At 63.5% G+C, this 21,891-nt stretch carries 16 protein-coding genes; 4 read left to right on the forward strand and 12 right to left on the reverse strand.

Features of this window, described 5'->3' with window-relative positions:
- Positions 1 to 144: 144 nt before the first annotated feature.
- Both WA950_RS16495 and WA950_RS16500 read right to left on the reverse strand, forming a co-directional pair.
- On the reverse strand, positions 145 to 3,615 hold the full coding sequence (locus WA950_RS16495; RefSeq protein WP_424552802.1) for an AAA family ATPase: 3,471 nt from the start codon (positions 3,613 to 3,615) through the stop codon (positions 145 to 147).
- 3 nt (positions 3,616 to 3,618) lie between these two features.
- Complete coding sequence (locus WA950_RS16500) at positions 3,619 to 4,884, reverse strand: metallophosphoesterase family protein (protein ID WP_424552803.1); 1,266 nt, start codon at positions 4,882 to 4,884, stop codon at positions 3,619 to 3,621.
- Between the two features lie 259 nt (positions 4,885 to 5,143).
- On the opposite strand from WA950_RS16500, the gene WA950_RS16505 reads away from it, so the two are divergent.
- Positions 5,144 to 5,608 (forward strand): MarR family winged helix-turn-helix transcriptional regulator, encoded by a 465-nt coding sequence (locus WA950_RS16505; protein WP_424552804.1) that lies wholly within the window; start codon positions 5,144 to 5,146, stop codon positions 5,606 to 5,608.
- Positions 5,609 to 5,723: 115 nt separating this feature from the next.
- Here WA950_RS16505 and WA950_RS16510 read toward each other — a convergent pair whose 3' ends face one another.
- The 5 genes from WA950_RS16510 to clpP all read right to left on the reverse strand — a co-directional run bounded on the left by WA950_RS16510 (position 5,724) and on the right by clpP (position 13,735).
- Complete coding sequence (locus tag WA950_RS16510) at positions 5,724 to 7,919, reverse strand: esterase-like activity of phytase family protein (RefSeq protein ID WP_424552805.1); 2,196 nt, start codon at positions 7,917 to 7,919, stop codon at positions 5,724 to 5,726.
- A gap of 284 nt (positions 7,920 to 8,203) precedes the next feature.
- Entirely contained in the window at positions 8,204 to 8,479 is a 276-nt protein-coding gene (gene hupB, locus WA950_RS16515; RefSeq protein ID WP_424552806.1) for a DNA-binding protein HupB, read from the reverse strand.
- Between the two features lie 205 nt (positions 8,480 to 8,684).
- On the reverse strand, positions 8,685 to 11,111 hold the full coding sequence (gene lon / locus WA950_RS16520) for an endopeptidase La (RefSeq protein WP_424552807.1): 2,427 nt from the start codon (positions 11,109 to 11,111) through the stop codon (positions 8,685 to 8,687).
- Positions 11,112 to 11,528: 417 nt separating this feature from the next.
- A complete protein-coding gene (gene clpX, locus WA950_RS16525; protein ID WP_424552808.1) occupies positions 11,529 to 12,806 on the reverse strand; it encodes an ATP-dependent Clp protease ATP-binding subunit ClpX in 1,278 nt (425 codons plus the stop codon).
- A gap of 296 nt (positions 12,807 to 13,102) precedes the next feature.
- Positions 13,103 to 13,735 (reverse strand): ATP-dependent Clp endopeptidase proteolytic subunit ClpP, encoded by a 633-nt coding sequence (gene clpP, locus WA950_RS16530; protein WP_424552809.1) that lies wholly within the window; start codon positions 13,733 to 13,735, stop codon positions 13,103 to 13,105.
- A gap of 273 nt (positions 13,736 to 14,008) precedes the next feature.
- On the opposite strand from clpP, the gene ggt reads away from it, so the two are divergent.
- Both ggt and WA950_RS16540 read left to right on the forward strand, forming a co-directional pair.
- Entirely contained in the window at positions 14,009 to 15,763 is a 1,755-nt protein-coding gene (gene ggt / locus WA950_RS16535) for a gamma-glutamyltransferase (protein ID WP_424552810.1), read from the forward strand.
- 63 nt (positions 15,764 to 15,826) lie between these two features.
- A complete protein-coding gene (locus WA950_RS16540; RefSeq protein ID WP_424552811.1) occupies positions 15,827 to 17,077 on the forward strand; it encodes a cytochrome P450 in 1,251 nt (416 codons plus the stop codon).
- Between the two features lie 41 nt (positions 17,078 to 17,118).
- Here WA950_RS16540 and WA950_RS16545 read toward each other — a convergent pair whose 3' ends face one another.
- The 4 genes from WA950_RS16545 to WA950_RS16560 form a co-directional block, all read right to left on the reverse strand.
- On the reverse strand, positions 17,119 to 17,463 hold the full coding sequence (locus WA950_RS16545) for a cupin domain-containing protein (protein WP_424552812.1): 345 nt from the start codon (positions 17,461 to 17,463) through the stop codon (positions 17,119 to 17,121).
- Positions 17,464 to 17,520: 57 nt separating this feature from the next.
- Complete coding sequence (locus WA950_RS16550; protein WP_424552813.1) at positions 17,521 to 18,804, reverse strand: O-acetylhomoserine aminocarboxypropyltransferase; 1,284 nt, start codon at positions 18,802 to 18,804, stop codon at positions 17,521 to 17,523.
- A gap of 115 nt (positions 18,805 to 18,919) precedes the next feature.
- Positions 18,920 to 19,348, reverse strand: coding sequence for a CoA-binding protein (locus WA950_RS16555; protein WP_424552814.1), 429 nt, complete (start codon positions 19,346 to 19,348; stop codon positions 18,920 to 18,922).
- Positions 19,349 to 19,411: 63 nt separating this feature from the next.
- Positions 19,412 to 19,849, reverse strand: coding sequence for a CoA-binding protein (locus tag WA950_RS16560; RefSeq protein ID WP_424552815.1), 438 nt, complete (start codon positions 19,847 to 19,849; stop codon positions 19,412 to 19,414).
- 249 nt (positions 19,850 to 20,098) lie between these two features.
- Here WA950_RS16560 and WA950_RS16565 point away from each other — a divergent pair, with 249 nt between their 5' ends.
- The gene (locus tag WA950_RS16565) at positions 20,099 to 20,935 is read left to right on the forward strand and encodes an EamA family transporter (protein ID WP_424552816.1); all 837 of its coding nucleotides are present in this window, start codon (positions 20,099 to 20,101) and stop codon (positions 20,933 to 20,935) included.
- Positions 20,936 to 20,938: 3 nt separating this feature from the next.
- Here the strand turns inward: WA950_RS16565 and WA950_RS16570 are convergent, their stop codons facing one another.
- A complete protein-coding gene (locus WA950_RS16570) occupies positions 20,939 to 21,760 on the reverse strand; it encodes an enoyl-CoA hydratase (RefSeq protein WP_424552817.1) in 822 nt (273 codons plus the stop codon).
- Positions 21,761 to 21,891 lie beyond the last annotated feature (131 nt).

Genomic DNA, 21,891 nt, shown 5'->3' on the forward strand with positions numbered 1-21,891 from the left:
TCATGCCTATCCGTTTCGTAAAGGCGAAGCGCCGCGCGAAGCAGGCTTCGCAGCGGTAGCAATCGTGCGCCAAGAACCATTTACCACAGGGCAAGTCAAGTTCCGGACGTTAACGCTTTCTTGAGAGTGCAAACGTTTCAGCCCTCACAATTCATGGAGCGTGACCTCCGGGCAGGCTTCCAGCGCGAGATCCTTCAAGTGCTGGTGATGCGTCAGATAGATCACCTGTCCGCCCTTCGCCATGTCGCCCATGACGCGCAGGGCATTCAGCGCGCGCCTGTCGTCGAAGGTCTCCATGATGTCGTCGGCAATGAAGGGCACGATCTCGCGGCTCGCGGCGATCTCGTGATAGCCCGCAACGCGCAGCGCAAGGTAGAGCTGGAAGCGCGTGCCCTTGGAAAGATCCCTTGCAAGCTTCGAGCCGCCCCCGGCGGCATTGACGACAAGGAACTCGCTATCCTTTTCCAGCACCGTCGAAAGCCCGGCATATTCGCCGCCAGTAATGTCCCTGAAGGTCTTCGACGCCCGCTCCATCATGGCGCTGCGGTGACGCTCGCGATAGAGCCGCAAAGCCTGTTCCGCCGCCAATATGCCGGCGCGGGTCGCAAGGTAGCGCCGCGATTTCTCCGCAAGCTCGATCAGCGCCGTGCGCCGGCGCTCCTCCAGCGCGGCCGCCTCGTCGCTGCCGGCGATCCGTGCAAGCGCCTCATCCGCCCGCGCCCGCGCCAGATGCTGCTCCTGCACCTCGCGGTCCAGGTCATCCAGTCTGGCGGACAGATCGCTCTTTTCCCCGGCAAGCTGGTCCTCGTCGACCGCCGCAAGCAGCGCTTCGGCTTCCTCACAGGTCTCCACGCGCATCTGCTGCGCAAGATCGCGCGCCGCATCGTCCACGCGTCCGAGAATGTCATCCCGCTTGCGATAGGCTTCGAGCAACAGTTCCGCCTCGCCCAGCGTATCGCAACCGAGGAAGGAAAAGATTTCGGATAGTCGCACCGTCAGAACGGCGCGCCGTTCCTCCAGCGCCCGCTCCTCCTCGCCAAGCCGCACCAGCGCCTTGTCGATCGCCTCGCGTCTTTCGCGGACCGCTTTGGCGGCGGAGAGCCGATGGGAGAGGTTCGCGACGGTGGACAGCGGATCATCCGCATTGAACGGCTCGGAAAGCCGCTCCGCAAGGCGGCGTGCGTGGCTGGAATAGTCCTGCTGGTCGCGGCGCATGCCAGCAATGCGATGATCCAGTTCGCCGCGCCGCTCGACGTTCGTGCCGAGCGCCTGCAAGGCGGGAAGCAGGGTGGCAAGGCGGTCCGGCTCGGCAGGCGCCTTTTCCGAAGCAAGCCATGTGCCGGCGATCTCGCCTGTCCATGCCTCCTGCCACGCCGCAAGCGCCCCCGCGGCTTCCGCCGCAGCCTTACGGCGCATGTCGACATCCGCCTTTGCGCGGACAAGACGCTCGGCTGCGGCAAGCCGCTCGGCGCGAGCGGCCTTCAACGCCTCCAGCCGGTCTTCAGCGTGGAAAAGCGCTTCATCGAGAGCGATGCTCTCGGCAAGCCCCGCCGCAAGAAGAGCTGAAAGCCGCGACAGCAGGTCCGCCGCCTCTTGCTCGACGAGATCGGCCTCCACCGTCTGGCGTGCAAGATCGCCGCGCTTTTCCAAAACCGCGTCCCGACGTTCGAGCCAGGCGGCAATCTCTGCCAGCGGCGTTGCTTCCGGCAAGCCGCAACGGCGGCCAAGGGCCGACACTTCCGCATCGATCCTTGCAGCCGCCTGTTCGAGGCGCATGCTCTCATTTTGGAACGTCTCAAGCCGCGCCATGCCTTCAGCCGTCGTGCGCTCGAGGACGCGCAGTTCCGAAAGGCGGTCGGCGTTGCGCAAGCGCGTGTCCATGGCGCGATCATCGGCGTGCATTGCGTCTTGGAACGTTGCCGCAGTCTCGCGGTCGAGACGCGCCAGATGCGTATGCCAGGCGGTCTCGCGCGCCGCTCTCAATTGGCCCGCCTGTTCTTCTCCCGTCGCGCCCGTCACCTTCCGCAGCGCATCGAGCGTTGCCCGCGCGGCGGTGACATCCAGCTCCAGCGCGGCGACCTGTTCGTGCTGCCGGCGCAATGCCTCGCTCGCCGCGTCCTGTTGCTGGCGCAGGCTCATGATTTCGCCCGATGCCGGAACCTGCATGCCCTCCAGCGTTTCAACCGTGCCGACCCAGGGGGCAAGGCGCGCCACTGCGCCATCCATCTCCTGCCGCGCAAGCGCGAGGCGGCGTCGTGCATCGCGCAAGCGCGCCACAATATCGCCGGAACGGGCCGCCCGTATGACGGCGCCGAGCGTGACCTGCAACGCCTCTTCGCGCCCTGCCTCCTCCGCGGACACGGTACCGGCCTTGCCGCCTGCCGCAGCCAGCGCCTTTTCCGCTTCGGCCTGCTCGCGAAGCGCGGCTTGCGACCGTTCGGCAAGCGCTGCCCGGCGTGAAAGAAGAGACGTCAGCTTGTCGGCAAGGCCCGGCGGAAGCAGGACTTCCAGTGGATCGGCCTGCGGCGGCAGGCCAAGCGCGGCGAGCCCCGTGCCGATCATCGCGACAAGCCCGTCGCGGTCCGCTTCCCGATGGGAAAGATCCATCGCAGCGGTGCGGAAGCGCGCTTCGAGCGACGAGCCGGAGAGCGCCGCTATATCGGCCTCGGCTACCAGCACGGCGTCGTCTTCGAAAAGGCTCTCGCGCTCCTCCTCATGGCGCTCGCGGTCCGTAACGACCCGCGCGACCCGTGCGGCGATCTCCGTTTCCTCCCGGGCAAGTTCGCCAAGGAGGGATCGCCAGCCCACCGGCGGCGACGCGCCGAGGTCGAAGGCGCCGAGTTCGGCCCGCAAGGCCCGCAGGCGGCGAAGATAGGGCAGCGCGGAAAGGCTGCGCTCCACCTGCGCCAGCGCGGCGCGCGCCTCACGCCGGGCGGCCGTCACCTCCTCGTGCCGGGCGGCGGCGGCATCGCGCTCGCGCACCAGCACGCCATAGTCGCGGGCCGCGACGTCCAGCGCCTTGCGTTCCGTGGCCAGTGCGTCGATTTCCGCCTTCAGGGCGGACAGGCCGTGCTTGCGGCCGGAGGGGCGGTAAAACTCGTCGGCTTCCGCCTTCAGCGCGGCAATGCCGGACGCAAGGTCGGAAAGGCCGGAACTGGCGGAAAACAGCATGGCGCCGAGTTCGCCTTCGCTCTTCAGGATGTCCTCGCCGCCCTTTTCGATGCTCTCGTCATCGAGCGAGAACATGGTGCGATAGGCGTTGCGGTCCATTCCGCCAAGCACGGAGGCAAAGAGCGTATCAGGCAGCGGCCGGTCGTCGCCAGCCACGAGCGAGGCCTGGTTGCGCTTGAGGCGATAGGCTTCGTGGCGTTCCGTACCCACAGAAAACTGCCCGCCCACGCGCATCAGCGGATAGGGGTGCAGGAAGCCATAGGCGCTCGATTTCTCGATGCCGAAGAGGAGATCGAGATAGGCGGAGAAGAGTGTCGATTTGCCGGCCTCGTTCGGGCCGTGCACGAGATGGAAATCCGGCTTGCCCGGCTTTGCCGTGCCGAAATCGAGGCTGCGGTCGGTGAACTTGCCGTAGCGAACGAGGTCCAGGCGATCAAGACGCATGCGCTAGGCTCTCTCGCTGTCGCCGAGGCGGGCGAGGACGGAATCGGACCCCCGCAGCGCAAGATCGGACAGCAGCGCCTCCTCAGCGGCCTCGTCCGGCGCCAGCAGGCTGCGCGCTTCCTTCGGGAGCTGGCGCAGGAGATCGGCCAGCGTTTCACGCAATTCCTCGCGATAGGCATGGCTCTGCACAACGTCCGCGTGCATCAAGTGCGAAAGCTCGTCGACCGGCCCGGTATCGGACCCCGTCGACGTAGCCGGTGCCGAGACGGCAAGCTCGACCGCCTCGATCCAGCATTCGCCCAGCGAAGCAGCAAGGTTCTGGATTTCGCCAAGCAGCAGATCCTCGTCACGGCGCAGCCGCCATGCAAGTGGCGTAGCGCCCGTTAGCATGAGACGGGCGACAAGATGCGCGCCGTTCGCCGCCCCCCGCGCCTCGCCGAGCACGGTTTCGATATGGTCGAGCATGCCGGGCCAGTCATTGCTGCTGGAGAGATCGATGGAAAGCCGCTCGAAGAGCGCGATGGCCACGTGATGTTCCTCGCAGGTGATCTCGCCGTCATCGGTAATGGTGGCGAGCGTCACGCCCTTCGGTCCACCCTCGTTGATATCGCGGCCCTGCGGATTGCCGGGCATGACGATCCAGGGCTTTTCGAGATGTACCCGGCGCTGGTGGATGTGGCCGAGCGCCCAGTAGTCGAAACCATGCGCCGAGAGGTCGCTAAGGCCGACGGGGGCATAGGGGTCATGGCTGCTCGCACCGGCAAGGCTGGTATGCATGAGACCGATATTGACGGCATCGGGCACCGGCGCGCGGTAGGTCGGCAGCAGAGAGCTTGGCGCGTGCGGGTTCGCAAAGCTGACGCCGTGGACGTGAATCTCCCGGCCGCTCGCCAGCGCCCCTGCCCGCACCGGTTTGCCGCGCCCGTCGAAGACATGCACGTTCGGCGGAAAGGTCAGCTCCCGAGTGATCTGCGACTGCGCATCGTGATTGCCGCGAATGAGGAAGACAAGGATGCCGGCCGCGTCGAGCCGCCGCATCTGGCCCATCAGGAACAGCGCCGTCGCCATGGAGGTCTGGGAGCCGTCATAGAGGTCGCCGGCGATGATGACGGCATCCACCGTCTCCGCAATGGCTAGGTCCACGATGCGTTCCAGCGCCTTGCGCGTCGCGCCCCGCACGAGATCGCCGAGGTCGGCATTGCGCAACGCGAGCGAGGTGAGCGGCGAATCGAGATGCAGGTCGGCGGTGTGAATGAAGCGGAAAGGCATGGCCGACAATCGCCTCGGCATGCCGTGGGGTCAATGCTTGCCGCAACGCGAGGAGCGTTATGCAGGAAAGAAATCATTATTTCCCGGAACAGCCTGAAAACAGGCATGAAAAACCGCTCGTTGCCGAACCGTTAGCGTTTACAACGATCGTTCAATATCTATGATCAACTTTATCGAAAAACATCGTGATCATTTGACATGGTCCCTCATAATACCTACATTGTACCTCATGACTAGCACGATAGAAATCTCCCAAGGCATGTTCAAACTCTACCACCAGGTGAGTCGCCTGGTGAATGAGTGCATGATGGACGAAGGCGTATCGCTCGCCCGCAGCAAGTTCCTGCTTCTTCTGGAATGCCAGGGCCCGCAGCGGTCGACGGACATCGCCTGCGCTCTCGGTTTCGCGCCCCGTACGGTGACGGAAGCGATCGATGGTCTCGAGCGTGACAAACTTGTCAAGCGCGACCCCGATCCGAAGGACCGACGCGCCAAGATCGTTTCGATTACGGATATGGGCCGGACCGTCATCTCGGCCGCCCAGCAGCCGCAACACAAGATGATCGAGGCGATCTTCAACGTCCTGACCGAAGACCAGAAGCAGCACATGAAGGAAATCATCAGCTGTCTCAGCGAGAAGACCGACGAGCTGCAACAGGCAAGAGACAAGAGCGAGGGCATGGCTGAAGCAGCGCCTGCCCGTTCCCTGCAAGCCGTCGGCTGAGCCGGACGGCGCTAAAAACGAAAGGCCGGGGTCGCAAGATCCCGGCCTTTCTCTTGTCCGCCATCAGTAGAGAGCCGGCGCCGCTCCCGCACGAAGCAGCGCCGGCTTTCCAGTCTTACATCGCGTTGATCGGGCCAATGCCGAAGAACAGGGTCTCGCCGGAAGAACCATCGACGCCGTCATTGTCGGTCACGACGAAGCCGTTGCCGGCGGCATCGATGGCAAAGCCCTCGACCTTGTCGACGACATAGCCGTTGGTGGCGCTCTTGAGGTCAGGAATGAGATCGCGGACCTCTTCCTTCTTTACAACCGGCAGTTCACCACCCAGCTTGGCCGGCTTCAGGTCGGCGAGCGCCACGCGGTAGAGCTTCTTCAGCCTGGCCACATCGCCGATCAGGTTGTCACGCTCGAGGATATAGGCATAGTCGCCATTCGCGGTGATCTCGGAAAGGCCGACCCAGCCGCTTTCCGTCTTTTCAAGCGGGTAGCGCACGGCGCCCCATTCCTTCGAGGAAGGCTTGTAGGAGACGAGCTTCACGAAGCCCTTCTCGTCGTCGCCCCACTCACGCTGCATGGCCATCCACAGCACCTTGTCGTCGCCTTCGCCGACGCTGGTGATGCCCTCGAAGCCGAAACGCTTCTCACCGGCGCGCAGCTCGGCGGGAATGGCGATTTCCTTCTGGATCTCACCCTTCTCGTTCACCTGGATGATGGCGTGGCTGTAGAGCTTGTCGGCATCGCCCTCGTTGGCGAGCCAGAAGCCGCCCTCGCCGTCCGGCGTCAGGCCTTCGCTGTCGAGCTTCTGGGCGGCAGCGCCGTTACGCGTGATGCGCAGGGCATCGACGATCTTCGCCGGCTTCTGCGTGGCATCGATCGTGAAGATCGTCGGCTGCGATGCGTAGAAGGAGTCGTTCACGGCATAGAGCATGCCCGGCTTGTCCTTGACCGGGGCCAGCCCCGAAAGCGCGCCGAAGCCGATCAATTCGCCATCCTTCTCGGTGGAGATGATCTGCGGGTAGGCCGCTTCGCCCTCCGCACGCTCGTAGATCATGACATGCGAGCGGGCGCCGCCATCCTCGACGAGGTCGGTTTCATTGGCGGTCACGAAGAGATTGCGGCTGGGAATGGCGACCGCGCCTTCCGGACCGACGCCCGACGGCAGAAGCTGGAGCAGTTCAGGCTCGGCGCCGGTATCCTTGTAGACCCCGACGATGGAGGCGCGCTCGGCCAGCACGAAGAACAGGTTGTCGTCGCCAAACCTTGCCGCTTCCAGGCCTTCCGGCTCGACGCCCTTCTTGTTGCGCTTGTCGGGATAGTGGCCGATCTTCGCGATCTCGCGCTCGAAACCGGCACCGTTCTCGTGGAGAACCTTGCCCTGCTTGTCGAAGATGGTGAAGCCGCGGGCGCCGCCCTTCCAGTCGCCTTCATTGGCGACGACGAGGCGGTTGTCGTCCAGCCACTTCACGGCGTCGGGCTCGCGGGCGACGTCCTTCATCTCGCCGGTGAACTTGAGCGCGCCGTCCTTCTTCGTGTCGATGCCTTCAAGGCTGACGGTGCCGGCGGAGAAATGGCTCTTCACCGCGCCGGTCTTGCCGTCGACGATGACGATATGGTTGTTTTCCTGCAGCGTGACGGCGATTTCATCAAGACCGTTGAAGGAGACGAATTCCGGCTCCGGGTCGTCGCCGGCAATGTCGGCAAGGCCCGTCAACGTGACGCGCTTCAGCGAGCCGCAATCGACGACGCCGTCTTTCAGCGACACCAGCACCAGATCGCCGGCCGGCATCTGCGGGAGGGCTCCGTCATTGAGCTCCTCGTCGCGCTCGTTCTCGATGGCGATCGCCGCGATCGTCTTGTCCTTGTTGAGGGCGATGGAGTCCGGCTGACCACCGATGTCGCAGGTGGCATCGATCGCCTTCGAGGCAACATCCACCTGGACGAGCGCGCCCGACGGCTTCACGAAGCTTTCGCGCGTGTTGATCGCGACCAGCGCCTTGCCGCCGGCGATCGTTACCGAGGTCGGCTCGCCCTCGAAGGAGACGGAGCCGCCGGCCTTCGGGGCCTTGGCATCGGTAATGTCGATGAAGCCGATCGCCTTGTTCGGGCTGTCGGAATAGACGAGCGTGTTGCCGTCCTCGGAGGCTGCGATGATTTCGGATGAGGTCGGCGTCGCCTTGTCCACGCCTTCCGGCAGGTTGTCGGCAACGGTGAAGGACGCAATGCGATTGAATACGGGCTCTGCGCTGGCGGCAGGAGCCACCGATGCGGCGAGGACCGCCGCGAGCGCGGCAGTGAGAGAACGGGTTTTCATGAAATCCTCCGGGATCCGGTCAATAGGAACCCGGCGGTTCTGCGGCTTTCGTGTTACAGCGCGATGACAACAGGGCGACACCCGCCACCCTTCCCCGCAAATAAAAAGGGGTCCGGATAGACCGGACCCCTGCCCTGAACTTCAGGATTTGCGGCGGAGTGGATAACCGCTCTGCCCACAGCGCGGCGCGTCATGATCGACGCACAGGAAGCGCTGTAGAACTTCAAGGCTGCTGCCGTCGTCCCGAAACCGGTAGGGTTCAAGGATCATGCAACGGCGTCGTATCAGCTGTTGACTGCGTCCTTCAGACCCTTGCCGGCCGAGAACTTCGGCACGTTGCGAGCCGGGATCTCGATCTCGGCGCCGGTCGAAAGGTTGCGGCCCTTGGAGGCTTCGCGACGCGATACGGAGAAATTGCCGAAACCGACGAGACGAATGTCACCGCCGTTCTTGAGTTCGCCCTGGATCGTCTCGAAAACGGCGTCGACAGCAGATGCTGCGTCCGTCTTGGACAGGCCGGACTTCTCAGCCACTGCGGATACGAGTTCATTCTTGTTCATGTTTCCACCCCTTTCTTACGGTTTGAAACGACTCTTTCAAGTCGGGGGCAGAATACGCATCACCTTTCTCCCCGCAAGAAAATTTCGTCGGAATCCCCTGAGAAACCGGGGTTTACACACGATTTTTAACGAAAAAGACCGGCCCCGAGGCCGGTCTTTTGCTGTTTTCCGGGAAAACGCCGGGCGCTCGGCCCGGCCTTGCGGCTCAATGCGCGATTGCGGCAGCGCTGTCTTCAGCCGATTCGACCGCCGGAACCTTGGCTGCTTCAGCCGCGGCACTGTCCCATTCGATCGGCTCTGGCGTGCGCAGCAGGGCATGCGCGATCACCTCGCCCATGCGCGATACCGGGATGATCTCCATGCTGTTCTTCACGTTGTCCGGGATCTCCGCCAGGTCCTTGGCGTTCTCTTCCGGGATCAGCACCTTCTTGATGCCGCCGCGAAGCGCTGCAAGCAGCTTCTCCTTGAGGCCGCCGATCGGCAGAACCCGGCCGCGCAGCGTCACCTCGCCCGTCATCGCGATATCCTTCGAGACCGGAATGCCGGTCATGATGGAGACGATGGCGGTCGCCATGGCGATACCGGCCGAAGGACCGTCCTTCGGCGTCGCGCCTTCCGGCACGTGCACGTGGATGTCCGTCTTGTCGAAGCGCGGCGGCTCGATGCCGAAATCGACGGCGCGCGAGCGGACATAGGACGCCGCTGCCGAAATCGATTCCTTCATCACGTCCCGCAGGTTGCCGGTCACCGTCATCCGGCCCTTGCCACCCGGCAGGCTCACGCCTTCGATCGTCAGCAGCTCGCCGCCGACTTCCGTCCAGGCAAGCCCCGTGACGACGCCGACCTGATCCTCACGCTCGGCTTCGCCGTGCCGGAAGCGCGGAACGCCGAGGAAGTCGTGGATGTTTTCCGCCGTGACCTCGACACGCGTCGCCTTGCCCTTGATGATCTCGGTCACCGCCTTGCGGGCGAGCTTCATCAGTTCACGCTCGAAGTTTCTGACCCCCGCCTCGCGGGTGTACTGCTGGATGACCGCCATCAGCGCGCCGTCCGTGACCGAATATTCCTTCGGCTGCAGCGCGTGGTCGCGGATCGCCTTCGGCAACAGGTGCCGCTTGGCGATCTCCAGCTTCTCTTCTTCCGTGTAGCCGGCAATGCGGATCACTTCCATGCGGTCCATCAGGGGCGCCGGGATGTTCAGCGTGTTTGCCGTCGTCACGAACATGACGTTGGACAGGTCGTATTCGACTTCCAGGTAGTGGTCCATGAAGGTCGAGTTCTGTTCCGGATCAAGCACCTCCAGCAGGGCCGAAGACGGATCGCCGCGGAAATCCATGCCCATCTTGTCGATCTCGTCGAACAGGAAGAGCGGGTTGGACTTCTTCGCCTTCTTCATCGACTGGATGACCTTGCCGGGCATCGAGCCGATATAGGTGCGGCGGTGGCCACGGATTTCGGCCTCGTCCCGCACGCCGCCAAGCGCCATGCGGACATATTCGCGGCCGGTCGCCTTGGCGATCGACTTGGCGAGCGAGGTCTTGCCGACGCCCGGAGGACCGACGAGGCACAGGATCGGGCCCTTGATCTTGGTCGAGCGGGCCTGCACGGCGAGATACTCGACGATGCGCTCCTTGACCTTGTCGAGGCCGAAATGATCCTCGTCGAGAATCTTCTCGGCATTGTTCAGGTCGGTCTTGATCTTCGACTTCTTGCCCCACGGAATACCCGTCAGCCAGTCGAGATAGTTGCGCACGACGGTGGCTTCCGCCGACATCGGGCTCATCTGGCGCAGCTTCTTCATTTCGGCGTCCGCCTTTTCGCGGGCCTCCTTGGAGAGCTTGACCTTGGCGATCTTTTCTTCCAGCTCGGCCATCTCGTCGCGGCCGTCCTCGCCGTCGCCGAGTTCCTTCTGGATCGCCTTCATCTGTTCGTTCAGGTAATATTCGCGCTGGGTCTTCTCCATCTGGCGCTTTACACGCGAGCGGATGCGCTTTTCGACCTGCAGAACGGAAATCTCGCCTTCCATGAAGCCGAGCGCCTTTTCAAGGCGCAGCTTGACGCTGGTCGTCTCGAGCATTTCCTGCTTCTCGACGATCTTTATGGAAAGGTGCGAGGCGACGGTATCGGCCAGCTTCGAGTAATCCTCGATCTGGCTAGCGGCACCGACGACTTCCGGCGAAATCTTCTTGTTGAGCTTGACGTAGTTCTCGAACTCGGAGACCACCGAGCGCGACAGCGCCTCGATCTCGACGGGGTCCTCTTCCGGCTCGGCCAGCACATGGGCCATTGCCTCGTAGAACTCATCGCGCTCCGTATAGCCGTCGATCTCGGCGCGCGCGCGGCCCTCTACCAGCACCTTGACGGTGCCGTCGGGAAGCTTCAGCAACTGGAGAACGTTGGCGACGGTGCCGATGCGGTAGATGGCGTCGGTTTCCGGATCGTCGTCGGAGGCGTTGATCTGGGTTGCAAGCATGATCTGCTTGTCGGTGCCCATCACCTCTTCGAGCGCGCGGATCGACTTCTCGCGCCCGACGAACAGCGGCACGATCATATGCGGGAACACCACGATGTCGCGCAGGGGCAGGACCGGGAAGGCCGTGGAATCGTGCGGCGCAGACGTCTTCTTCGTCATGTCATTTCCTTTCAAACGTCCCGTTTCCGGGAGGCCGGTCCACGCAGCGCCTTGGAGACGTCGGGCCGGTAATCTTTTCCATCCACAAGTGGCGTGCGGTCAACACTTTTTCAAGTCCGACCACGGAGTGCCCCCACCCCGTGCCGGGCCAGACGAACAAGCGAAAGGAAGTCTAGTCTTCCGCGCTGTCGCGGAACTTGCGGCCTCCCCCGGGCATACGCACCGGAGCTTACGCAAAACAGATTCGACGCTTCCATCTTCGCCCGCCACGCGCCTTTTCGCAACCGCCCATGTGGAGCCGGAAGATGCCGTATCATGGCCCGCCTGATCCGGGCCAACCAGTCACGAAATGCCGCGAGTTGCCTGAAACGAAAAGACCCGCCGACGGCGGGTCCTTCCTCAACCGATTTGCAGCCATCAGGCCGAAACGTTGGCCTTCTCGTCGGACCGTTCCGAGTAAATGTAGAGCGGACGGGCCGACCCCTTCACCACTTCGTCGGAGATGACAACCTCCCGCACGCCTTCCAGCGTCGGAAGCTCGAACATCGTGTCGAGCAGGATCTTTTCCATGATCGAGCGCAGGCCGCGCGCGCCGGTCTTGCGGATGATCGCCTTGCGGGCGATCTCGCGCAGGGCGTCCTCGTGGAAGGACAGCTCCACGTCCTCCATCTCGAACAGGCGCTGGTACTGCTTGATCAGTGCGTTCTTCGGCTCGGACAGGATCTGGATCAGCGCATCCTCGTCGAGGTCTTCGAGCGTCGCCAGGACCGGCAGACGGCCGATGAATTCCGGGATGAGGCCGAACTTCACCAGATCTTCCGGCTCCAGTTCGCGCAGGACTTCGCCGACGCGGCGATCTTCCGGCGAACGAACCTGCGCGCCGAAGCCGATCGACGTCTTTTCGCCGCGGGCCGAGATGATCTTGTCGAGACCGGCAAAGGCGCCGCCGCAGATAAACAGGATGTTCGTCGTGTCGACCTGCAGGAATTCCTGCTGCGGATGCTTGCGGCCACCCTGCGGCGGAACGGAGGCAACCGTGCCTTCCATGATCTTCAGAAGCGCCTGCTGCACGCCCTCGCCCGAAACGTCACGGGTTATCGAGGGGTTGTCGGACTTGCGCGAGATCTTGTCGACTTCGTCGATATAGACGATGCCGCGCTGCGCGCGCTCGACATTGTAGTCGGCCGCCTGCAGAAGCTTCAGGATGATGTTTTCCACGTCCTCGCCGACGTAACCGGCTTCGGTCAGCGTCGTGGCGTCGGCCATGGTGAAGGGCACGTCGATGATGCGCGCGAGCGTCTGGGCGAGATAGGTCTTGCCGCAACCGGTCGGGCCGACCAGCATGATGTTCGACTTCGCCAGTTCCACGTCCGTGCCCTTGGCGGCATGCGCCAGGCGCTTGTAGTGGTTGTGCACCGCCACCGACAGGATACGCTTGGCCTGCTGCTGGCCGATGACATATTCGTCGAGGACCTTGATGATATCCTGGGGCGTGGGAACGCCATCGCGGGATTTCACCATCGAGGTCTTGTTCTCCTCGCGGATGATGTCCATGCACAGTTCGACGCATTCATCGCAGATGAACACCGTCGGGCCGGCGATCAACTTCCGGACCTCGTGCTGGCTCTTGCCGCAGAATGAACAATAGAGAGTATTCTTGGAGTCGCCGCCGTTGCTGCCGCTGACCTTGCTCATATCACTTTCCTTCCAGCACGCCGTTCATCTCCCGGAAGATGGCCGGACCACTCAAACTACCTTTGCGGAACCACGCGCTCAAGCGCTGCCCTCAAAGGCTCCAGGGGTACTGACCGGATGAGGGGCAAGGCCCCAAAGCCGGTGGCAACGAATCCCCACCGAAATACCAAATGCTAGGCCGTCAAAAACCAACATAGCATTAACGACCGATATTAACGGCTTTATGGTGCGGATAAAGCCCCGTGACCATTACAAATGTGTCACATATGCCTCAGCCGCACACAAAAACCTTGATCTTACGCGCCCTCGGCACCCTCGATCGCCTCGCGGCTCGTGATGACGCGGTCAATAAGACCCCAGTCCTTCGCCTCGTCCGCGCTCATGAAGTGGTCACGATCGAGCGTCTGCTCCACTTCCTCATAGGTGCGGCCGCAGTGCTTGACGTAAACCTCGTTCAGCTTGCGCTTCATCTTGAGGATGTCCTTGGCGTGGCGCTCGATATCGGACGCCTGGCCCTGGAAACCGCCGGACGGCTGGTGAACCATGATGCGGGCGTTCGGCGTCGCAAAGCGCATGTCCTTGTGGCCGGCGGCGAGCAGCAGCGAGCCCATCGACGCGGCCTGCCCGATGCAGAGCGTCGATACGGCGGGCTTGATGAACTGCATCGTATCATAGATCGCCATGCCGGACGTGACGACACCGCCCGGCGAATTGATGTAGAGCGCGATCTCCTTCTTCGGGTTTTCCGCCTCGAGGAAGAGAAGCTGCGCGCAGACGAGCGTTGCGATGTGATCCTCGACGGGACCCGTCAGGAAGATGATGCGTTCCTTAAGGAGACGCGAATAAATGTCGTAGGAACGCTCGCCGCGGTTGGTCTGCTCGACGACCATCGGCACCAGAGCCATGGCGGTATCTACGGGATTTCTCATGTCAATCCTTCATCTCAAGTGCCCTGAAACCCGTCGCCAAGCGTTGGGAATCAGCAAGTTTCGTCCTCCCTACATAGAGTGTCAGGGTAGCGGACTTCAAGACGGCCAAGCGTTTTGCCGCGCTCTATGCCAGAATGCGGTTAATCGGCGCGAGGCGGAAACAGGATTTCCACAACCCAACCGCCGACAGGGTGAAGGAAGGATGAACCCGGCCATCCGCTCCGCCCTGCATTCGCGGGCGCCTGTCGCCCTTTTCGTCGGACGGAGACCGCCATGACGACACGATCGATCGCAGCCCTCGGGCTCCTTCTTCTATCAGCGACGGGCGCGCTTGCCCAGCAGGCGTCCGACACAGTGTCTCCCGAACGGGCGACCGGCCTTGCGACAGCGAAAGTCGTGGCAGCGAAGGACCACATGGTGGCCGCGGCCCATCCGCTGGCGGCGGCGGCCGGAGAACAGGTCCTTGCCGCTGGCGGCAGCGCAATCGATGCAATGGTCGCCGTCCAGACCGTGCTCGGCCTCGTCGAGCCGCAATCCTCCGGCCTCGGCGGCGGCGCCTTCCTCGTCTACCATGACGCGGAGGCCAAACGTATCGTCACGCTCGACGGCCGCGAGACGGCGCCGATGGAGGCAACGCCGAAACTCTTCCTGGACGACAAGGGCGAGCCGATGGCGTTCTTCGACGCGGTCGTCGGCGGCCGCTCGGTCGGCACGCCCGGCACCGTCATGCTGCTACAGGAGGCTCACAACCGCTGGGGCCGGACGCCCTGGAAGGACCTCTTTGCGCCGGCGGAAAAACTTGCCCGCGACGGCTTTGCCGTCTCGCCGCGCCTTGCTAGCCTGATCGCGGCGGAAGGCGACGATCTCAAAGCCTTCGAGGCGACGACCGCCTATTTCTTCGGCGCGGACGGGGCTCCCCTGAAGGCCGGCACCGTGCTGAAGAACCCCGCCTATGCCGAAACGCTCTCGGCCATCGCCAAGGGCGGTGCGACAGCTTTCTACGGCGGCGCGATTGCCGAGGCGATGGTCGATACGGTGCGCATGGCCGGCAAGAAAGCCGGCGTGCTCTCGCTCGCCGACCTTGCCAACTACCGGGTGAAGGTGCGCCAGCCAGTCTGTATCGACTATCGGGCGCTCGACATCTGCGGCATGGGACCGCCCTCCTCCGGCGCGGTCGCGATCGGCCAGATGCTGGGCATGCTGGAGAATTTCGACCTCAAGGCGCTCGGCAAGGACAACCCGGAAAGCTGGCGGCTGATCGGCGACGCCCAGCGTCTCGCCTTTGCCGACCGCGGACGCTATCTCGCCGACACCGATTTCGTGCCCGCCCCGATCAAGGGCCTCATCGACAAGACCTATCTCGGCGAGCGGGCGAAGCTGCTCGACGGCGATAAGGCGCTTGGCGACGACGCTGTTGTGGCCGGCAAGCCGGAATGGGACCATGCCTTCAATTTCGGCCGGGATGCGGCGATCGAGCTGCCTTCCACCAGCCATTTCGTCATCGTCGACAAGCAGGGCAATGTCGTCTCCATGACGACGACCATCGAGAACGGTTTCGGCTCGCGGTTGATGACGGGCGGCTTCCTGCTTAACAACGAGCTTACCGACTTCTCCTTCAATACGCATGACGAGGGGCTTCCCGTCGCCAATCGCGTGGAGCCGGGAAAACGCCCCCGCTCCTCCATGTCGCCGACCATCGTCCTGAAGGACGGCAAGCCGCTCCTCGCCATAGGTTCGCCCGGCGGCAGCCAGATCATCGGCTATGTCGCACAGGCGCTGATCGCCTATATCGACTGGGGCATGGACGTCGGAGAGATCGTCGCCATGCCGCATCTCATCAACCGCTTCGGCACCTATGACCTCGAGGCCGGCACAGAGGCTGAAAAACTCGCCGAGCCGCTGAAGGCGCTGGGCTACGAGGTGAAGGTCGGCGACATGAATTCCGGCCTGCACGCCATCGAGCTTTCAACGGAAGGCCTGAAGGGCGCCGCCGACCCGCGCCGCGAGGGTGTTGCGGTCGGAAAGTGATGTGGCTGTTGAATGCTGATCGCCGCGCTTTCATGGCGCGGCGAAATCCGCTAGGTCATTGCCATGACCACGACACCATTTCCCTTCCTTTCCATCGACCCCGCCAGCCGCCGCGTCAGCCTCGATGGCCGCAATCCCGATTTCTACCGCGACCCCAATCCGGTCTATGCGGCGCTGCATGCGCATTGTCCCACCTTCTGGTGGGAAGAGCAGAAGCAATGGTATTTCACGGGCTACGACCATGTGAATGGCCTCCTGCGCGACCGTCGCTTCGGCCGGCAGATCCTGCATGTGGCGACGCGCGAGGAACTCGGCCTGCCCGAGCCGCAGGACCATGTCCGGCATTTCGATGCTGCGGAGGCCTGGTCGCTGCTGGAACTGGAGCCGCCGGAGCACACCCGGCTGCGAACGCTCGTCAACCGCGCCTTCGTTTCGCGCGTTATCGACCGGCTGACGCCGGAAATCACCGCACTCTGCCATCAGGCGATCGACCGTTTCGAGAAGGACGGGCGCGTCGAGCTGCTTTCCGCCTTCGCCGACATCCTGCCGGTGACCATGATCGCCCGCATGATCGGCATTCCGGACGAGATGGGGCCGCAGCTCCTGAAATGGTCGCATGCCTATGTGCGCATGTACATGTTCGGTCGCACCCGCGAGGATGAGCTTGCGGCCGACAGGGCGGCGCAGGAATTCGCCGACTATGTGCGCGGCGTGATCGCCGAGCGCCGCGCGGAGCCGCGCGACGACCTGCTTTCGCACATGGTGCATACGGAGCATAAGGGCCAGCTGCTCACCGAGGACGAGCTGATCTCGACGACCATCGTGCTGCTCAATGCCGGCCACGAGGCGACGGTGCACCAGATCGGCAATGCCGTGCGCACCATCCTGGAGGCCGGCGCGGACCCGTCCGCCCTCTTCGCCGACGCGAAGGCGACGGAACGCACGGTCGAGGAATGCCTGCGCATTTCCGCGCCCGTTCACATCTTCCAGCGCTATGCGCTCGAGGACGTCGAACTGGACGGCATCCCGTTCCGCCGCGGCGACAAGGTGGCGATGATCCTCGCCGCCGCCAATCTCGATCCGCAAAAGTTTACCGACCCGCAGGCCTTCCAGCCTGCTCGCGACGAGGGCGCGAACCTTTCCTTCGGGGCCGGTATCCATTTCTGCATCGGCGCGCCGCTTGCCCGGCTGGAGCTGAATATCGCGCTCCCGATCCTCTTCCAGCGCCTGCCGGGGCTGAAGATCGCGAAGCCGCCGGTGGTCAAGGACGTCTATCACTTCCACGGCCTGGAGGCGCTGGAACTGACCTGGTGATCGGAGCACGTCGCGAAAGCCGCGACGTGCCTTTGCCTGCCCTAAAGCCGGATGACGTAGTCCTTGCGAGTCGTTTCAACGACTTCCCAGGTTCCCTTGAAGCCGGGTCTGAGGATCAGGCGGTCGCCCGCCTTGAGGTGGAAGACCTCGCCGTCATCCGAGGTGACGGTCGAGCGACCTTCGAGAATGTGGAAATATTCCCACTCGTCGTACTGGATGCGCCACTTGCCGGGCGTCGATTGCCAGATGCCGGAATAGATGCCGCCTTCCGCCTCCTCGATATTCCAGCTGGTGAAGACCGGATCACCGGAGATCAGCCGATCCGCCGCCGGCCGGCCCTCTTCCGGTTCGATGCCGGAAATGTCGAAGGGTTGCGCCTTGTTCATGGTCTTGTCCGCCCGATAAAATGAGAAAGGGCGGCCGCGAGGGCCGCCCGTTTGGACTCAGGCCTTGGCGAGCGCCTGCTCGATATCGGCGATGATGTCGGCAACGTCCTCGATGCCGATCGACAGGCGCACGACATCGGGGCCGGCGCCCGCAGCCACCTGCTGCTCTTCGGTGAGCTGGCGGTGGGTGGTGGAGGCCGGATGGATGACGAGCGAGCGCGTATCGCCGATATTGGCGAGGTGCGAGAGCATTTCCAGCCCTTCGACAAAGCGCTTGCCGGATTCATAGCCGCCCTTGAGGCCGAAGGTGAAGACGGCGCCTGCGCCCTTCGACGAGTAGCGCTGCTGGAGGCCATGGTTCGGATCGTCCTCGAGGCCGGCATAGGTGACCCAGGAAACCTTGTCGTGGCCCTTCAGCCACTTGGCGACGGCAAGCGCGTTGTCGCAATGGCGCTGCATGCGCAGCGGCAGCGTCTCGATGCCGGTGAGAAGCTGGAAGGCATTGAACGGCGAAATGGCGGGGCCGAAATCGCGAAGGCCGAGGACGCGGCAGGCAATCGCGAAGGCGAAATTGCCGAAAGTGGCATGCAGCACCACGCCGGCATATTCCGGGCGCGGCTCGGAGAGCGCCGGGTACTTGCCGGAGGCGGACCAGTCGAAAGTGCCGCCATCGACGATGACGCCGCCCATGGAATTGCCGTGGCCGCCCATGAACTTGGTCAGCGAATGCACGACGATGTCGGCGCCATGTTCCAGCGGGCGCAGGAGATAGGGGGTCGCCATCGTGTTGTCGACGATGAGCGGCAGGCCGTGGCGATGAGCGATCTCGGCAATGCCGGCAATATCGACGAAGGTGCCGCCCGGATTGGCAAGGCTCTCGATGAAGATCGCCTTGGTCTTGTCGTCGATCTGGCTTTCGAAGCTCGAAACATCGTCGGTGTCAGCCCAGCGGACCTGCCAGTCGAAGCTCTTGAAGGCATGGCCGAACTGGTTGATCGAACCGCCGTAGAGCCGGCGTGCGGCGATGAAGTTGTCGCCCGGGCGCATGATCGTGTGGAAGACGAGGAGCTGGGCGGAATGGCCCGAGGCGACGGCGAGCGCCGCGGTGCCGCCTTCAAGCGCGGCGACGCGCTCTTCCAGCACGGCCTGCGTCGGGTTCATGATTCGGGTATAGATATTGCCGAAAGCCTGCAGGCCGAAGAGCGAGGCGGCATGATCCGTATCGTTGAAGACGAAGCTCGTGGTCTGGTAGATCGGCGTTGCGCGTGCACCCGTCGTCGGGTCCGGCTGTGCGCCGGCATGAACGGCGAGCGTGGAAAATCCGGGCTTGTTCTTGGTCATGAAATGGCCTCCCTGGCAAAAGTTTTGGGGACTATTTCAGAGAGTTAGAGGCCGGTCAAAGAAAGATTTTCCACAAAGGCGCGGGTTCGGCAAAGCGCTTTGCCCGCAGAAAATCTCAGGCGACGAGGCGCGGATATTCGATGGCCGGGCAGCGATCCATGACAACTTTGACACCCGCTGCTTCCGCCACGGCGGCAGCCGCATCATGGCGCACGGAAAGCTGCCCCCAGATCGCCTTGGGCAGCGGAGAAAGCGCAAGCGCCTCTTCCACGACGGACGGCAGCGCATCGGCGGCGCGGAAGACATCGATCATGTCGACCGGCTCGACGATATCGGCAAGGCGGGCGACGACCGGCTGGCCGAGGATCTCCTTGCCGGCCTGTCCGGGATTGACCGGAATGACGCGGTAGCCCTTGCGCAGCAGGAAGGCCATGACGCGGTAGCTCGGGCGCTCGGGATTGGGGGACGCGCCCACAAGCGCGATCACCTTCGTCGAACGAAGGATATCGGCGAGGTAATAATCCGGATAGGAATCGTGGTTCATGGCGCTGTCCCGTTTCTGCCCGGAGAATTGGGGTAACGCAGCGTGAAGTCAACCCGCGCGCCGTCAGGATGCCTTGAGCATCAGCACCGGATATTCCGTGACGGGGCAGCGATCCATGACGACCTGGATACCGGCAGCCTCCGCGCGGGCCGCGGCCGCATCGTCGCGCACCGTGAATTGCCCCCAGAGCGCCGACGGTAGCGGCCAAAGTGTCAGCACCTCGTCGACCACCGACTGCAACTGGTTCGCCGCGCGAAAGACGTCGACCATGTCGATCGGCTCGGGAATATCGGCTAGGCGCGCATACACGGTCTGGCCGAGAATAGTCTTTCCGGCATGGCCAGGATTGACCGGGATGACGCGATATCCCTTGCCGAGCAGGAAGCCCATCACGCCATGGCTCGGCCGCGTGTCGTTCGGCGATGCGCCGACCACGGCGATCGTATGCACGGATTTCAGGATGTGGCGGATATAGTCGTCGGCATAGTGATCGTGGTTCATCGCTGCCTCCTCGGGCGTTCGCGACCGTCTCTCACTGGTCTTCCAGTCACGCAGCCTAGCGCGAAACCTTAAAGAAGACGACCGGCCCGAAAGGCCCGCGCGCGGGCCGATTGTGTCAATCCGGATCAACTTATGCGGTTTCGGCCGCAAACGGCGTAGGAAATGCTGAAATCCTGATTGCAAATCGCCGGTTTTGGGCGGATGAAGAGGCCGCTCCCCTTCCCAAGCCGCCCCTTCCGAGGTTCCCGATTGCCGTTAGACGTTCTCCTTCTCGTGCTGTTCGGCGCGGCGCTGCATGCGACCTGGAACGCCCTCGTCAAATCCGGCACGGACAAGTCGCTCGACGCCTCGATGGTGTCGCTCGGCGGCGGCCTGGTCGGCCTCTTCTGCCTGCCGCTGGTCCCGATGCCGCATCCCGAGGCATGGCCCTTCATCCTGATGTCCGCCGTCCTTCAGTTCGCCTATTTCCAGCTTGTCGCCGCCGCCTACCGGACAGGCGATATCGGCGTCGTCTATCCGCTGATGCGCGGCGCCGCGCCGCTTCTCGTTGCCATGACGAGCGGCTTTGTCCTTGGCGAACACCTGACGCCTGCCGCCACGGTCGGGGTGCTGGTCATCTGCGCCGGCGTGCTGACGCTCGCCTTCGAAGCACGCCACGGCGGACGGCGGGCCATCCTTTACGCGCTCGCCAACGCCGTCGTCATCGCCAGCTACACCTTCGTGGACGCGGCCGGCGCTCGCGTCTCGGGCAATGCCGTTTCCTATACGCTCTGGATGTCGCTGCTGCCGCCCTTCCTGCTGTTCGGCTGGGCGGTCTGGCGGCGCGGTTCGACCACGGTCTGGACCCATGTGCGCAAGAACTGGGCGCGCGGCCTTTTCGGCGGCGTCGGCTCGATCTCTTCCTACGGCCTTGCGCTCTGGGCCATGACCAAGGCACCGGTCGCAACCGTTGCGGCCCTGCGCGAATCCGCCATCCTCTTCGCCCTTTTCATCTCCGTCTTCATTCTCAAGGAGACGGCGAGCATCTGGCGATACATCGCCGGCGCGGTCATCGCGGCGGGCGTGCTGGTGCTGAAACTGGCGTAACTGTTACTTGCGGTCCCATTCCGGCATGCGCTTGCCGAGGAACGCGCCGATACCTTCCCTGGCGTCGTCGACAAGCATGTTCTCCGTCATCGTCGCGACCGCGACATCGTAAGCCTCGGCCAGCGGCAGCCCGGCCTGGGCGCGGAAGGCGACCTTGCCGATGCGCAGCGCCTGAGGCGATTTCGCCGCGATGACGGCGGCGTATTTGTCGACGACCTGGCGCAGGTACTGCTGCGGCACGATGCGGTTGACGAGGCCGAAATCCTTAGCGGTCGAGGCGTCGATGGTCTCGCCGGTCAGCAGCATTTCCATTGCCTGCTTGGGGTGCGCCGCGCGGCTGACGGCGACCATCGGCGTCGAGCAGAACAGCCCGATATTGACCCCCGGCGTGCAGAAGGTGGACGTGTCGGTGCAGATGGCAAGATCGCAACTGGCGACGAGCTGGCAGCCGGCGGCCGTGGCAAGCCCGTCGATCTCGGCGACCACGGGCTGCGGCAGCGCGGCGATCTTCAGCATGATATCCGCCGCCATGCGTATGGTCCTCTCGAAGAATCCGCGCCCGCCATCGCCATCGTCGCGATGCGCGGTCATTTCCTTGAGGTCATGGCCGGCGGAGAACACCTTGCCCGTTGAGGCCAGCACGACAACGCGGATAGCCTCGTCGGCGGCCGCGGCATCGAGCGCTTCGCCAAGGGCCTCCATGACGGCTATGGACAGGACGTTGGCCGGCGGATTGTTGAGCGTGATCCGCAGGATGGGTTCAAAACGCTCGACCCGCACGAGGCCGCCAGCTTCCTCTTTCCTGAACGACACCACATCCGCCATGACTGTCTCCTTCGTTTGCCTTCCCGTGGTCGTACCCCTCACGGAGGATCGTTTCAAGCGCGTCAGCATAGACTTTGAGAGGGCTTGCCGCCGCCTTCAAATCGGTCTGTAAAGCAGGCGACAGGAGATGC

Origin of the sequence: Shinella sp. (genome assembly GCF_049651085.1) — a bacterium.
GTDB lineage: Bacteria > Pseudomonadota > Alphaproteobacteria > Rhizobiales > Rhizobiaceae > Shinella.

Coding starts and splice junctions, on each gene's coding strand:
- clpP (WP_424552809.1), bottom strand. CDS start 13,735: ATGAGAAATCCCGTAGATACCGCCATGGCTCTGGTGCCGATGGTCGTC.
- hupB (WP_424552806.1), bottom strand. CDS start 8,479: ATGAACAAGAATGAACTCGTATCCGCAGTGGCTGAGAAGTCCGGCCTG.
- WA950_RS16545 (WP_424552812.1), bottom strand. CDS start 17,463: ATGAACAAGGCGCAACCCTTCGACATTTCCGGCATCGAACCGGAAGAG.
- lon (WP_424552807.1), bottom strand. CDS start 11,111: ATGACGAAGAAGACGTCTGCGCCGCACGATTCCACGGCCTTCCCGGTC.
- WA950_RS16550 (WP_424552813.1), bottom strand. CDS start 18,804: ATGACCAAGAACAAGCCCGGATTTTCCACGCTCGCCGTTCATGCCGGC.
- ggt (WP_424552810.1), top strand. CDS start 14,009: ATGACGACACGATCGATCGCAGCCCTCGGGCTCCTTCTTCTATCAGCG.
- clpX (WP_424552808.1), bottom strand. CDS start 12,806: ATGAGCAAGGTCAGCGGCAGCAACGGCGGCGACTCCAAGAATACTCTC.
- WA950_RS16560 (WP_424552815.1), bottom strand. CDS start 19,849: ATGAACCACGATCACTATGCCGACGACTATATCCGCCACATCCTGAAA.
- WA950_RS16505 (WP_424552804.1), top strand. CDS start 5,144: ATGTTCAAACTCTACCACCAGGTGAGTCGCCTGGTGAATGAGTGCATG.
- WA950_RS16500 (WP_424552803.1), bottom strand. CDS start 4,884: ATGCCTTTCCGCTTCATTCACACCGCCGACCTGCATCTCGATTCGCCG.
- WA950_RS16495 (WP_424552802.1), bottom strand. CDS start 3,615: ATGCGTCTTGATCGCCTGGACCTCGTTCGCTACGGCAAGTTCACCGAC.
- WA950_RS16555 (WP_424552814.1), bottom strand. CDS start 19,348: ATGAACCACGATTCCTATCCGGATTATTACCTCGCCGATATCCTTCGT.
- WA950_RS16510 (WP_424552805.1), bottom strand. CDS start 7,919: ATGAAAACCCGTTCTCTCACTGCCGCGCTCGCGGCGGTCCTCGCCGCA.
- WA950_RS16540 (WP_424552811.1), top strand. CDS start 15,827: ATGACCACGACACCATTTCCCTTCCTTTCCATCGACCCCGCCAGCCGC.
- WA950_RS16570 (WP_424552817.1), bottom strand. CDS start 21,760: ATGGCGGATGTGGTGTCGTTCAGGAAAGAGGAAGCTGGCGGCCTCGTG.